Source organism: Pseudomonas sp. SMN11 (genome assembly GCF_052041945.1).
GTDB lineage: Bacteria > Pseudomonadota > Gammaproteobacteria > Pseudomonadales > Pseudomonadaceae > Aquipseudomonas.
On the sequence record NZ_JBKGGW010000032.1, the window covers coordinates 1 to 13621 of the forward strand.

General features: G+C 65.7%; 9 protein-coding genes and 1 pseudogene. 2 read left to right on the plus strand and 8 right to left on the minus strand.

The features are described from left to right. Positions 1–27 precede the first annotated feature (27 nt). Genes ACLEJU_RS22065 through ptsP form a run of 3 tightly spaced genes read right to left on the minus strand, consistent with a single transcriptional unit; the run spans position 28 to position 5555 of the window. A complete protein-coding gene (locus tag ACLEJU_RS22065; protein ID WP_435424087.1) occupies positions 28–1758 on the minus strand; it encodes a PTS fructose-like transporter subunit IIB in 1731 nt (576 codons plus the stop codon). Further along, positions 1755–2702 carry a 1-phosphofructokinase gene (pfkB, locus tag ACLEJU_RS22070; protein ID WP_435424088.1) on the minus strand — a complete coding sequence of 316 codons (948 nt, stop codon included), beginning with the start codon at positions 2700–2702 and terminating at the stop codon, positions 1755–1757. Before pfkB ends, ACLEJU_RS22065 begins: the two co-directional genes overlap by 4 nt. Next, positions 2703–5555 (minus strand): phosphoenolpyruvate--protein phosphotransferase, encoded by a 2853-nt coding sequence (gene ptsP, locus ACLEJU_RS22075; protein WP_435424089.1) that lies wholly within the window; start codon positions 5553–5555, stop codon positions 2703–2705. A gap of 297 nt (positions 5556–5852) precedes the next feature. Between ptsP and cra the strand changes: the two genes are divergently transcribed. Together cra and ACLEJU_RS22085 are read left to right on the plus strand one after the other, a co-directional pair. Beyond that, positions 5853–6848 (plus strand): catabolite repressor/activator, encoded by a 996-nt coding sequence (gene cra / locus ACLEJU_RS22080; RefSeq protein WP_435424090.1) that lies wholly within the window; start codon positions 5853–5855, stop codon positions 6846–6848. Positions 6849–6850: 2 nt separating this feature from the next. Next, positions 6851–7627, plus strand: a complete 777-nt coding sequence (locus tag ACLEJU_RS22085; RefSeq protein WP_435424091.1) for a TatD family hydrolase — start codon at positions 6851–6853, stop codon at positions 7625–7627. 8 nt (positions 7628–7635) lie between these two features. On the opposite strand, the gene ACLEJU_RS22090 is transcribed toward ACLEJU_RS22085, so the two are convergent. The 5 genes and pseudogenes from ACLEJU_RS22090 to ACLEJU_RS22110 all read right to left on the minus strand — a co-directional run bounded on the left by ACLEJU_RS22090 (position 7636) and on the right by ACLEJU_RS22110 (position 13511). After that, positions 7636–8349, minus strand: a complete 714-nt coding sequence (locus ACLEJU_RS22090; RefSeq protein ID WP_435424112.1) for a methyl-accepting chemotaxis protein — start codon at positions 8347–8349, stop codon at positions 7636–7638. Positions 8350–8493: 144 nt separating this feature from the next. After that, positions 8494–9615 (minus strand): annotated as a pseudogene (locus ACLEJU_RS22095) (HAMP domain-containing protein); the annotation flags it as partial. A 262-nt stretch (positions 9616–9877) separates the two neighbouring features. Next, a complete protein-coding gene (ampE, locus tag ACLEJU_RS22100; protein WP_435424092.1) occupies positions 9878–10708 on the minus strand; it encodes a regulatory signaling modulator protein AmpE in 831 nt (276 codons plus the stop codon). Next, complete coding sequence (gene ampD, locus ACLEJU_RS22105) at positions 10705–11277, minus strand: 1,6-anhydro-N-acetylmuramyl-L-alanine amidase AmpD (protein WP_435424093.1); 573 nt, start codon at positions 11275–11277, stop codon at positions 10705–10707. The genes ampE and ampD overlap by 4 nt, the downstream gene beginning before the upstream one ends. Positions 11278–11366: 89 nt before the next feature. Beyond that, a complete protein-coding gene (locus ACLEJU_RS22110; protein WP_435424094.1) occupies positions 11367–13511 on the minus strand; it encodes a DUF1631 domain-containing protein in 2145 nt (714 codons plus the stop codon). Between the last annotated feature and the right edge of the window lie 110 nt (positions 13512–13621).

Here is a 13621-nt window from a genome sequence, read left to right on the forward strand (position 1 = left end):
TGAGGCCGGCAATGCCAATGGAAGGCTCTAGCCTTTCACAGGCGCAACGGCCAACTCCACCCGCTCGCTCTTCTTGATCACCGCATATACCACTGCCGTCACCAGGCTCCCCGCCACAATCGCCAGCAGATACAACAGCGCATGGTTGATCGCATTGGGGATCAGCAACACGAACAGCCCGCCGTGGGGCGCCATCAGCTTGCAGCCGAAGTACATCGACAGAGCACCGGTCAAGGCGCCACCGGCAATGCTCGCAGGGATCACCCGCAGTGGGTCCTTGGCCGCGAACGGTATCGCCCCTTCAGAGATGAAGCACAGCCCCAGCGCCAACGCCGCCTTGCCCGCCTCGCGCTCGCTTTGGGCGAACTTGCGCCGTGCGAGGAAAGTGGCAATGCCCAGGCCGATCGGCGGCACCATGCCAGCGGCCATGGTCGCCGCCATCGGCGCATAGCTGGAGGACGCCAGCAGCCCCACCGAGAAGGCATAGGCGGCCTTGTTGATCGGCCCACCGAGGTCGACGCACATCATCCCGCCCAGCAGCAGCCCGAGCAGGATGGCGTTAGTGGTGCCCATGCTGTCGAGGAAGTGCGTCAACCCTTCGAGCATCGCCGCCACCGGCTGACCAACCACGTAGATCATCACCAGGCCGGTGAACAGGCTGGCCAGCAGCGGGATTATCAGGATCGGCTTGAGTGCGTCCAGGCTGCTCGGCAGGCGTGCCCAACGGGCGATGGCCTTGGCGCTGTAGCCGGCGAGAAAGCCTGCGACGATGCCACCGATGAAGCCGGCACCCAAGGTGCTGGCCAGCAGGCCACCGATCATCCCCGGCGCCAGGCCCGGGCGGTCGGCGATGGACCAGGCGATGTAACCGGCGAGCAGCGGCACCATCAGCTTGAACGCTGCCTCGCCGCCGATCTGCATCAGCGCGGCGGGCAGAGTGCCCGGCTCCTTGTAGGCTTCGATGCCGAAGACGAACGACAGGGCGATCAGCAAGCCACCAGCCACCACCATCGGCAACATGAACGAAACACCGGTCAGCAAATGCTTGTAGACGCCGGTTTTCTCAGCCTTGGCAGGTGCCGCTGATGCAGCATCCGTGGCACTTTCGACCCTAGCCTCGGCCCGGGCTTTTTCCAGGGTCGCACGCGCCTGCTTGAGGGCGATACCGGTGCCGCAGCGGTAGATACGCTTGCCGGCAAAGCGTGCCGTTGGCACCTCGATGTCAGCGGCCAGCAGCACCACATCGGCATCGGCAATGGCCTGGGCCGACAGCGGATTGCGCGCACCCACCGAGCCCTGGGTCTCGACGGTGAGCTGGTAATCCAGCTGTTGCGCCGCCTGTTGCAAGGCTTCGGCCGCCATGAAAGTATGCGCCACGCCCGTCGGGCAGGCAGTGACCGCGACAATCCGTACAGCCGCTGAAGGCACCGCGCTGACCGGTTGGGCAGCCAGCACTTCGGCCTTGCCTGCGGCCTCGTCGAGGAAGCCCTCACGGTCGGCCAGGGCCTGCGCCGGGGTGCTCTGGTACACGCGCTTGCCGGCGAAGCGCGCGAGGTCCACCGGGCCAGTGGCGACCACCAGCACCCAATCGGCCTCGGCGATCTGCGCAGGCGTCAGCTGGCGTTCTGGATGTTCGGCATCCTGTACCTCGACACTGGTGCTCCAGCCGCGGCGCTGGGCGGCGGCCGCGAGCAGGCGGGCGCTGAGCACGCTGGACACCTGCCCGTTGGGGCAAGCGGTGACAATGGCGATGTTCATCGGCAACCCTCTTGTTGTTCTGTCAGTTGCACGGCGGCCTCCAGCTGCGCGAGCTGCTCGCGGTCGCGGATGCCGAAGCCGACCTGCGTCACCGCCTGCGCGGCGATGGCCGTGGCGCGGCGCAAGGTCTGCTGTGGGCATTCCGCCGCCAGCAGGCCGTGGACCATGCCGGCGACCAGCGAATCACCCGCGCCTACGGTACTGGCAACTCTTACCTGGGGCGGGCGCGCCTGCAGAGCCAGGCCCGCAGTAAACCAGCTGACCCCCTGCTCGCCCGCCGAAACCACCACATGCTCGACACCACTGGCCAGCAGTTGCCCGGCTGCGGCGCGCTGCTCGGCAGCGTTCTGCACGGTCAGGCCCAGCACTTCGCCCAGTTCTTCAGTATTGGGTTTGACCAGCCAGGGGGCACTCTGCAGGCCGGCACGCAATGCGTCGCCACTGCTGTCGAGGGCCACCTTCAACCCTAGTGCCTGCAACTGCGCCAGCAGCTGACGGAACCATTCGGGGCTGATGCCACGCGGCAGGCTGCCCGCGACCACAATCGCGTCGTGCCCGGGCGCCACTTGCTGCAGCCGGCGCAGCAGCTCGGCGCGGGCCACTTCGTCCACCTCCGGCCCCATGCCGTTGATGTCCGTGACCCGACCATCGGCCTCGACCAGCTTGAGGTTGCTGCGGGTTTCACCGGCCACCCGCACGAAGCAGTCGGCAAAACCGCGCCGGGCGATCAGTGCCTCGAACGGTTGCGGGTTGTCGCGGCCCAGAAAGCCCCCGACGGTGACGCTGTGGCCTAGGTCGGCCAGCACCTGGGCCACGTTCAGACCTTTGCCTGCAGCATGACTTTGCTGGTCGTGGGCACGGTTGACGTGGCCTGGGCGCAGGGCGTCGAGGCTGACGGTGATGTCCAGCGCCGGGTTCAGGGTCAGGGTGAGAATCTTGGCCATTCAGTAACGCTCCACCAGCGCACGAACCGCTGCGGCGCTGTCTTGTTGCAAGGCCTCGCGCGCCAGGGCGCGAGCCGTTTGGTGATCAGCCTGGCGCACCAGGGCTTTGACTTCGGCAATGCTGCGGGCAGCCACGCTCAGCTCGTCAACATCCAGCCCCAGCAGCACGGCAACCGCCTGCGGGTCGGCAGCCAGTTCGCCGCACACGCCTACCCACTTACCCTCGGCGTGTGCCGCGCGCACGGTCATGTCGATCAGGCTCAGCACCGCCGGGTGCAGGCCGTCGGCCTGGGCAGACAGGCTTGGGTGACCACGGTCGATGGCCAGGGTGTATTGGGTCAGGTCGTTGGTCCCGATACTGAAGAAGTCCACTTCACGGGCCAGCTGCGGCGCCAGCAAGGCGGCGGACGGAACCTCGACCATGATCCCGACCTGCAGGTCGGCGACCGGGGTTTCCAGGCGCAGGCGCTCGACCATGGCCCGCGCCTCACGCCATTCGTGAATTTGCCCGACCATGGGGAACATGATGCGCAGGGGCCGCTGATCAGCGGCACGCAACAAGGCGCGCAGCTGGTCTTCCATGATCTGCGGGCGCTGCAAGGTCAGGCGCACCCCACGCACGCCGAGGAACGGGTTTTCTTCGGCGGCGATCGGCCAGTAGGGCAACGGCTTGTCGCCCCCCACATCAAGGGTGCGCACCACCAGTGGCCGACCGCCGAGGCCGTCGAGCACACGGCGGTACTCGGCTTCCTGGGTAGCGATATCGGGGGCCTGGGAATGGGCCATGAAGATCAGTTCGGTGCGCAGCAGGCCAACGCCTTCGGCGCCCTGCTCCACCACCTTGTCGATGCCGCTGCTTTCGCCGATGTTGGCGAACACTTCGACGGCATGGCCATCGCGGGTTACTGCCGGTTCATGGCGCTGGGCCCAGGCGGCTTGCAGGCGCTGTTCGCGCCGGTCGCGCTCAGCCAGGGCGCGCTGCAGCTCGTCGGCGGGCGGTGCGACGCTGACCACGCCGCGCTGGCCGTCGAGCAGCAGCGGCGTGCCGGAAGCAAGCAGCAGGATCGCCGGCCCCGCACCGACCACCGCCGGGATGCCCAGGGCACGGGCGACGATCGCGCTGTGCGCAGTGGCACCGCCATGCGCGGTGACGATGCCGGCGACTCGGGCCGGGTCCAGGCGGGCGACATCGGAGGGGCCAACTTCGCCCATGACCAGCACATAGGGTTGTTCCGGCTCGGCCTGGGCCTGCACGCCGCACAACTGGGCCAGCACCCGGCGGCCAATGTCGCGCAGGTCGGCTGCGCGCTCGGCCAGCAGGGCATCGTGCAGCGCTTCCTGTTGGCGCGCCGCCGCTTCGATCACCGCCATCCAGGCCGCCGCCGCACTTTCACCCTGGGCCAGGCGAGCATCGACATCGTCGCTCAGGGCCGGGTCGGCGAGCATTTCCTGGTGGGTGACGAAAATCTCGCCGATTGACTTGTTGCTGCGCTGCACCAGCGCCTGCAGTTCGCCATGCACGACATCCAGCGCGTCGCGCAGCTTCAGGCGTTCCTGGGCAGGCGACTCGCCGCGCAGTGGGTAGTCGATATCGCGCTCGACGCAGACATGCGCCGGCCCGCTGGCAATACCAGGGGATGCACTGACGCCCTGGATGCGGCTGCCCGCAGCGGGCGCCTGGAGTGCGGCGGCTGCGCTGGCAACGGCTGTGCGGGTGGTTTGTACCACTGGCTCAACCTCTTCGCCCAAGCCTTGCTCGATGGCGGCCAGCAGCACGGGCAACGCATCGCCGGCAATCGACGGTTCAGCGCTCAGCTCAAGTTCCTGGCCATGACGGGCGCCCAGGCTGAGCAACTTGCTCAAGCTCTTGATCGACACCGCCGGCTGCGCGCTGTCGAGCACACGCACGCGAATTTCGCCCTCGAAACCCTTGGCCAGTTGCGCCAGCACCTTCGCCGGGCGGGCATGCAGCCCATGCGGGTTGGCCAGCAAGATACGCGCAGTAGGCCAGTCAACCGGTGCCCCACCACCCAGCACCTCGAGCACCGCGCGGCTGCTGGTTGCCTGATAGAGCGTTTGCCCACGGCCTTCGATCAGCACTTCGCACAGGCGCTCGAGCAGCGCCTGATGGGCCGCGCCAAGGCTGGCCAGGCAGAACAGGCCATTGAGCGGCTGGTCGCGATAACGCAGGGGCTGCTGCGGCGTGATGAAGGCAAGTCCGGGTTGGCGTACCTGACGCTCGCTGTGCAGCCACCACAGGCCCTCGCCCAGTGGCAGAGGGTCGGCCTGTTGCAGCACGGCCGCGAAGCCGCTGTCGACGCAACCGGCGCGCTGCAGCAGACGCGCACCGCGCCAGGCCAGCTCATCGAAATCTTCAGCCGGCAGGTTCAGGCCGACCAGTTGCGCGTCCAGCGCCAGTTCCTGCGGCGCGCCTTGCAGCAGCTTGAGCAATGTCTCGGCAGAGCTGGCCCGGCGCAATGCCTCGGCCAGGTCGGTTTCGCCGAGGGCGCGGGTCAGCAGTTGCAGCAGGCGCAGGTGTTCGTCGGAACGGGCGGCGATGCCGATGGCCAGGTAGACGATCTGGCCATCGCCCCAGTCCACCCCTTCAGGGAACTGCAGCAGGCGCACACCCGTGGCGAACACCAGCTCGCGGGTCTGCGGGGTGCCGTGAGGGATGGCGATGCCCTGGCCAAGGAACGTCGAGCCTTGCGCTTCGCGCGCCTGCAGGCCTTCGAGATAACCTTCGGCAACCAGGCCGTCGGCCACCAGCTGATCCGCCAGCAGGCGCAACGCCCCGGCCTTGTCGGCGGCCGTCTGGCCCATGGCTATCTGCTCTTTGGCGAGCTCGAGCATGACCTTCTCCTTTTGCAGCCCCAGCTTGGTTTTGATGCCGGGTACTGAGGTATTGTTGTGATATTCACAGAATCAGCCAGTTCGACAGCCTTGCACGGCAGGCAGTCGAGGCAGAAAAATTAATAGCTGAAACGTTTAATCTGACCAAGCGGCCACGTTACTCGATAATCTTCCAAGGAAAAAGCCCCATCCTGTCGGACAATTGCGACAATGGTCGCCTGCGCGTGGCGGCCAACACGGGTCAAACTACCCGGTCCTGGTTCCGTAGCCAGTCCCGGTAATAACAAGGAAAATTCGGTGAAACTCAGCGATATCGCCCGTCTGGCCGGTGTGTCAGTGACCACTGCCAGTTATGTCATCAATGGCAAGGCTGAACAGCAGCGCATCAGCAACAGCACTGTCGAGCGGGTGCGCGCGGTGGTCGAGGCCCATGGCTTCACCCCAAACCCGCAAGCAGCCGGCCTGCGCAGCCGACACACCCGCACCTTGGGCTTCATTCTCCCGGATCTGGAGAACCCGAGCTATGCCCGCATCGCCAAACAGCTCGAGCAAGGCGCCCGCGCCCGTGGCTACCAGCTGCTGATCGCCAGCAGCGACGACCAGCCCGACAGTGAGCGCCAGTTGCAGCAGCTGTTCCGCGCCCGCCGCTGCGATGCCCTGTTCGTCGCCAGCTGCCTGCCACCGGAGGACGACAGCTACCGTGAGCTGCAGGACAAAGGCCTGCCGGTGATCGCCATCGACCGGCGCCTGGACCCGGCACACTTCTGCTCGGTGATCAGTGACGACCGCGATGCCAGCCGCCAGCTGGCCAACAGCCTGCTGGCTACCGCGCCCAACAGCATCGCGCTGATCGGTGCCCGCCCGGAGCTGTCGGTCAGCCAGGCGCGCGCCGGTGGTTTCGACGAAGCCATGCAAGGTTTCGGCGGCGTGGTCCGCCGCTATCAGGGCGAAAGCTTCAGCCGTGAATGCGGCCAACGCCTGATGCAGCAGCTGATCGACGAACAAGGCGGCCTCCCGGATGCCCTGGTGACCACCTCCTACGTGCTGCTGCAGGGGGTATTCGATACCTTGCAGGCGCGCCCGGCCGATTCGCGCCAGCTGCACCTGGGCACCTTCGGTGACAACCAGTTGCTCGATTTCCTGCCACTGCCGGTCAACGCCATGGCCCAGCAGCACGGCCTGATCGCCGCCACCGCGCTGGAACTGGCCCTGGCCGCCATTGAGGAAAAGCGCTACGAGCCCGGCGTGCACGCCATTGGCCGGACCTTCAAGCAACGCATCACTGCGGCCTGACCATGCGCCTGATCGACACCCACACCCACCTGGACTTCCCGGACTTCGACGCCGACCGCCCGCGCCTGCTGGCCAACGCAGCGGCGCGTGGAGTGGAGCGGATGGTGGTGCTGGGGGTGTACCAGGCGAATTTCCAGCGAGTGTGGGACCTGGCCTGCTCCGAAGGCAACGTGCATGCGGCGCTGGGGCTGCACCCGGTCTACCTGGAGCAGCACCGGCCGGAGCACCTGACGCAACTGCGTGACTGGCTGGAACGCCTGCAGGGCAACCCTCGGCTGTGCGCGGTCGGCGAGTTCGGCCTGGACTACTACCTCGAAGCGCTCGACAAGGAACGCCAGCAGTCGCTGTTTGAAGCGCAGCTGCAAATGGCCTGTGACTTCGCGCTGCCAGCCCTGTTGCACGTGCGTCGCAGCCACGCCCAGGTGATTGCCACGCTCAAGCGCTACAAGCCGGCGCGGGCGGGGGTGATCCATGCCTTTGCCGGCAGTTACGAAGAGGCGCGCGAGTACATCAAGCTGGGCTTCCGCCTTGGCCTGGGCGGTGCAGCGACCTGGCCGCAGGCGTTGCGCCTGCGCAAAACCCTGCCGCGCCTGCCGCTGGAAAGCATCGTGCTGGAGACCGACTCGCCAGACATGGCCCCGGTGATGTTTGCCGGGCAGCGCAACAGCCCGGAGCACCTGCCGGAGATTGCCGCGGCCCTGGCCGAGGTGATGGGCATCGAGGCTGAGGTATTGGCTGAAGTCAGCAGCCGAAATGCCTGCGAGCTTTTCGGCTGGTAGCACTGGCCTCAGACCCTGAACGCCCCGATCAAACGCTTCAACTCCACCACCTGCGTCGACAGCACCCGGCTGGCATCCTCGGTCTGGCAAGCGCCTTGGGTCGTATCCTGCGCCGCCCGGTTGATTGCGACGATATTGCGGTCGATGTCATGGGCCACTGCCGTCTGCTGCTCGACCGCTGCGGCGATCTGCTGGTTCTGCTCGACGATGCCACCCACCGCACCCAGGATATTGCCCAGCGCCTGCTGCACCTGTCGCGCTTCATCGACAGTGCCTGCGGCCATCTGATGGCTGCTGCCCATCGCCCGCACCGCCTGCTCCACGCCGTCGCGCAGGCGCTGGATCATCTGCGCGATCTGCGCAGTGGAGTCCTGGGTACGCCGGGCCAGGGTACGCACTTCATCGGCCACCACGGCAAACCCTCGCCCCTGCTCACCGGCCCGCGCCGCTTCGATGGCTGCATTCAACGCCAGCAGATTGGTCTGCTCGGCAATGCTGCGAATCACCTCCAGCACCTGGCCAATGGCCTGGCTGTCATCGGCCAGCCGATTGATCGCCACTACGGTCTGGTCGATTTCCTCGGCAAGGCGACCGATGCTGTGTTGCTGGCTGGCCACCAGGGTACGGCCGTTGGCGCTTTCCAGGTTGACCTGCTGCGCGCCGTTGGCCGCCAGCGCGGCACTGCGCGCCACCTCCTGCGCGGTGGCACTCATCTGGTTCATCGCCGTGGCCACCTGCTCGATCTGTTCACGCTGGCCGCTGACCGCCTGATTGCTCCGCGCCGATACGGCCAGCACCTGCCCGGCCTGTTCTTCAACGGCAACCACAGTGCGCCCGACCTGGTCGATCAGGCTGCGGATACGACGCACGGTTTCGCTGAAGCCCTGGCCCAGCTCACCCAATTCGTCACGGCTATGGGCCTGGAAGCTGACCGTCATGTCGCCTGCGGCCACTTTGTCCATGGCACCGCCCAGCCGGCGCAAAGTGGCCCGGGTCGAGACATAGAAGCCGCCGTACAAGTACAGGATCAGCACGAAGACACCGGCCAGCAGCGAGCCCAGGGCAAGCATGCGCAGGCGCTGCTCGGCCAGGCGCTCCTGCAACTGCCCCTGCAGGTGCGCGAGTACGGCGTCGTTGAGGCGATAGGTCGGCGCCATCAGTTCGCTGACCTGCTGATAGAACGCCGGCCAAGGGGCATCGAGCGTTTCCGCCACCACCACCTGCTCCTCGAACAACGACGCAGCCTGCCTGACCGTCGCCTGGCTGGTGGCTGCCGCCCCCGCCAGGCTGGCTTTGGCGGCCGGGTCCGTCGCCAGGGCATCATCCAGCCGCAAGGCAAAGTCGGCGCCAAGGCGATCGAGGCGCTGCAACAGGTCTTCGAAACGGGCACTGCCAGCAGAGTCGATGAACCCCCGGCCCAGTGCAACGGCGCCCATGGCCCGCCCCTCACCCAGAACCTGGGTGACTTGCGCCGTGGCGACCCCGAGCAGTTCGCTCAGCTGGCGCACCGAAGCCTGGCGGTCCTGGCTCAGGCCGGACTGGCTGACCACCTGCTTGCCCAGTATCTGGGCCTGGGCCAGCAGTTTGTCGAACAGCGCGGCCTTGTTCTGCAGCGAGGATTCCGCCTGGGCACTGGCAAATGCAGTGGCCAATTCCTCGAGTTTGCCTTGTGGCACCGCCTCATCCCCTTGCAGCGTGTGCAACTGCCCCTGGACCTTGTCCTGCAACGCAGCGATACGCGCCTCCAGGTCCCCCGCCTGGCCCGACTGGCCGAGCACGGCATTGACCTGCAACAGGTTGCCAAGCGCCTCCAGGTCGGCGCGCAGGGTCAGACTGTCCGTCAGCGGGGCAATGCCCTGCAACTCGGCGCGGGTGGCATGGAACTGCTGGTAGGCATCGCGCACCAGATAAACGCTGGTGCCCAGCATGGGCAGGAAGAACAGGACGCTGATGAGGCTGAACTTCTGACCGAAGCTCAGCCGATTCATCAATGCGATGGCCGGGTAGAGCAGACGCTTCACGGGGCACCTCCATGGATTCTTGTTGTTCTGCAGAGATAGCACTAGGCCACTTGTATATCGCAGATCGAATCGGAGGTTTGTAACTTAAGGTTAACCGCAGGCTGACGGCGCTCTTTTTGTAGGAGCGGCCTTGTGTCGCGAAAGGGGTGCGAAGCAGCCCCCGGTTTTCAGCGTCAACGCACAAATTGCCTGGGCCGCTTTGCGGCCCTTTCGCGACACAAGGCCGCTCCTACACCAGCACTGTCCACAGGGCAAACCCTGCATACCACAACACCGCACAGCGCAGCAGCAGCTCCCACAGGCTGTCCAGCCGCCCCAACCCGCGCTGGGGGTCCTCCTCCTCGGGGATATCATCGGCAATGCGCCCGATCCTGGCCACCAGGTGCCCGGCGCTGATATGCCAGTTGAGCAGCTCGTGCAGCATCACCCGCATCACCGCGACGAAATTGCCGACCAGCGCGAAGCTCAGGGCGAGCATCCGCACTGGCAGCCAGTCCATGATATGCCGCAGCTGTTCGGCACGGGCCTTGAGCGCAGGCTGGCGGCTATGATCGCCGGTCAGCGCCAGCAGGCGGTAGGCCAGCGCCGCGCCAGGGCCGAGCACGAAGTACCAGAAGATCACCGCGAAGAAGCTCTGGTAGGCCTGCCACAACAGGTAACCTTGCACACGCACCAGCAGGCTGTGGGGCTCGTCGGCCGCCAGGCCGAGGTCGCGCTCGGCCACATGCAGTGCGGCCTGGTCGTCGCCACGCCGCCAGGCATCGCGGAATGGCCCGAGGGAGGCCTTGGCATCGCCGCGCCCCAGGCTGTAGATCAGCACCAGCAAGTGCACCGGCAAAGCCAGCAAACCGTAGGCCACCGGGTCCAGCACATGCAGCAACAACACAAGTACCGCCACGGGCGCCAGCACCAGGATTGCCAGTGTCCACCAGGGATGCACCTTGCCGCTGCGCTCCAGGCGCACCAGCTCGCCCAGGAAGAAACCGTCTCGTTGTACCTGATGGCGCAGTGCAGAAAACTTCTCTACCCACAGCGCCAGTAACAGCACCAGAAAACTCATCCGTTGTCCTCGTTGTCCCTTACGGCCTTGCGGTACCGCGCCCAGTCAAAGGCCGGGCCAGGGTCGGTCTTGCGCACTGGGGCAATGTCGCTGTGGCCCTGGATGCGGTCCAGGTCGATCACCGGCCAGGCGGCCTGGATCTGCCGGGTCAGTTGCTTCAGCACGGCGTACTGGGCATCGGTATAGGGCAGATCGTCGGTACCTTCCAGTTCGATCCCGATGGAAAAGTCGTTGCAGCCCTCACGCCCGTTGAAACACGAAACGCCGGCATGCCAGGCACGGTCGAGCAACGACACGAACTGGGTCACCGCTCCGTCACGCTCGACGAACAGATGCGCCGAGACGGTCAGGTGGCTGATGCTGGCAAAGTAAGGATGTTCGTTCGGGTCCAGGCGATTCTGGAAGAACTGCTGCACCTTGCCGCTGCCGAAGCAGGCCGGTGGCAGGCTGATGTTGTGGATTACCAGCAGGGAAATCGCTTCACCGTCCGGGCGGGCGTTGAAGTTCGGCGAGGGGCAGAGGGTGATTCCGTTTCCGTGGAACCAGCCAGTGGCACGGTCCAATTGCATGGGGCAAATCCTGAAAAACGCCGTTACAGAGCTGCAGTATGCCCTGCACACGGGCCGCATTGCATGTGAATGATTGTAATGCCGTCGCCTCAGTGCACCTGTTGCTGACGCAGGCCTTCGAGCACGGCTTCCAATGCCCGCTCGAACAGCAGGCCATCATCCAGCAACCGCGCCTCGCCTCGACGCAGGGCTTGCGCCAGGCCGGCCGAGTTCCATTCACGCACCTTCATCCCGGTACGGTTGGCGAAGACCAGGCGGTCGCTGCTGTCGATGCGCGCGACCAGCTTGCAGCGCAAAGGCTCATCGTCATCGAGTATTTCTACCCAGGTGCCGATCCGCAAGCGCTGCACCTGGCGCATCTCCGCCGCATGCTCATCGAGTTGATGCAGTGGCGCGCAAGCGGACTCTTCGGCGATAGCCAGCACGATGTCCTCGGCGACCAGGACTTCGGCAAGTTCATGGTTACCAACTGGCTGTTCGGCCCCCGCACAGGCACGCAAGTGCAGTTGCTCCAGTTGCAGGAAGAATTCGCGGGCGGCCGCTGAGTCCAGCGCCACACTGGCCAGGCCGTCACGCAGTGACTTGAGCAGGCCTGGTACTTGTTGCAGTAACGCCTGCGGCGATTGATGCGGGGCGATACTGGCGAGCAAGGTATCCATGGTTGCCAGCGCCTGCTGCCAGGCTGGGGACGCTTCGCCCTGCTTCAGCCAGGCCAATAACAGCACCTGGCTCCAGGCCTGAACCAGCATGTTCACCACTCCCTGCGGCAAGGTGCGCCCGCGCAGGCGCTGGTTGAGCGCCTGCTGTACCTGCTGGCGGGCCTGCAAGGCACGGGCGCGCCCTTCCTCGGCATCGCGCGTACGCTGCTCCAGCAGTTCGTTGCGCCGGCGCTCGTCCTGGCTGAAGGCGAGGAATTCCTCCAGCAACTCGGCGAACAGCATGGCATCTTCGGTGAAATCGTTGAGCAGCCGCTGGACGATGCGCTCCACGCGCAGGTGCAGGCTGTCGCGCAGACCTTCGCTGCCGGTTTCCCAGCCCATCGCGACAGCGGCGATCTCGTTGAGCAGGCGCCGCGCCGGATGACTGGCACGGCTGAACAGGCCTTTGTCCAACAGCGCCACCTTGAGCAGCGGAATATGCAGGCGAACGATCAGCGCGCGCAGGCTCAGCGGCAGGTTGTCATCGCCGGCGATGTAGGCGAACAGCAGGCCGACCAGGTTGATCATGTCCTCGTCGGCGCAGGCGATACGCCGGCGCGTACCGCTGCGCACACTGACCCGCAGCAGCAGTTGTTCAAGCTGCTGCCCCAGGTCGAAGTCGTCATCGTCGATCGTGGCCGGCACATAATGCTGCAAGTGCGAAAGCAGACGCAGCAAGTCGGCGGTGCTGATCGGCTCGGCTCTGGCAGCTGCTTGCAGGCGCGGGGCGATGCGCCCTCGGCACGGCGCCAGCAAGCCTTCCAGCGAATGCATGAAGGCCTGCCCGGCACTGTCTGCCCCCATGGCATCGGGCTCGCGGTTGGCCGGCACGCACCGTGAGCTCAGGCGGCGATCCTCGGCGCGCCGACGCGGTGCTGGCTGCAGTTCCGGCATCACGCCCGCAGCGGCCAGCAACTGGTTGGCTTCAACATAAAGCACGTCGATGTCGCGCAGCACGTAGCGCTCGAACAGCTTGAGCAGGATCAGCTTGACCCGCAGGCCCACGCCCAGGTTGCGCCCGGCATCGAGGAAATAGCCACACAGCGCAGCAGGCCCGAACGGGTTCTGTTGTTCGTCGAAGCTACGCGCAAGCAGGCACTGCAAACGCATGCCCAGTTGCTCGAGGGCGAGGCCATCACGCGACAGCACCCGAGCGACCATGCCATCGACGGCGACGGCACGCTCCCTGTAAGCCTGGTTTTTCGACGCCTGCTGGCCCAACGGGTCGAACTGGCCGATCCGGGCGAAGGTGTCGTAGAAGATGTCGAGAAAGCCGCGTTCGATGTGCTTGCGCTTCAGGCGCAGGTCACGCATGGCTTCGAAGTACAGATTCTGGTCGAAGCGGTCGGCGGCCCGGTCGGCCATTTCGAAAAGCGTGTCGTCGGCATTGTCGAACAGCGCCTGCAAGCCCTGGCGCAGTTGCAGGGCGGCCTTGTCACGCACCTGCAGGAGTAACACAGGAAGGCAAGGCAAGGGCGTGTGTGCGCCTCGGTCGATGGCCGCCGCCAGGGGCACCACCTTGCCTTCTTTATGCATCCCGGACTCCTTGCTGGGTAATGTGTTCGACAGCGCGAAAAATCGTCAAAGCTATGACGCCAATTGTTAGGCGCCATTATCGGTAAAAATGCCGACAGCTGCCAGCACTC

What these genes read in the sequence shown, in the direction of transcription:
- ACLEJU_RS22065 (WP_435424087.1), bottom strand. Translation starts at nt 1,758, where the DNA reads ATGAACATCGCCATTGTCACCGCTTGCCCCAACGGGCAGGTGTCCAGC.
- pfkB (WP_435424088.1), bottom strand. Translation starts at nt 2,702, where the DNA reads ATGGCCAAGATTCTCACCCTGACCCTGAACCCGGCGCTGGACATCACC.
- ptsP (WP_435424089.1), bottom strand. Translation starts at nt 5,555, where the DNA reads ATGCTCGAGCTCGCCAAAGAGCAGATAGCCATGGGCCAGACGGCCGCC.
- ACLEJU_RS22085 (WP_435424091.1), top strand. Translation starts at nt 6,851, where the DNA reads ATGCGCCTGATCGACACCCACACCCACCTGGACTTCCCGGACTTCGAC.
- ACLEJU_RS22090 (WP_435424112.1), bottom strand. Translation starts at nt 8,349, where the DNA reads ATGAACCAGATGAGTGCCACCGCGCAGGAGGTGGCGCGCAGTGCCGCG.
- ampE (WP_435424092.1), bottom strand. Translation starts at nt 10,708, where the DNA reads ATGAGTTTTCTGGTGCTGTTACTGGCGCTGTGGGTAGAGAAGTTTTCT.
- ampD (WP_435424093.1), bottom strand. Translation starts at nt 11,277, where the DNA reads ATGCAATTGGACCGTGCCACTGGCTGGTTCCACGGAAACGGAATCACC.
- ACLEJU_RS22110 (WP_435424094.1), bottom strand. Translation starts at nt 13,511, where the DNA reads ATGCATAAAGAAGGCAAGGTGGTGCCCCTGGCGGCGGCCATCGACCGA.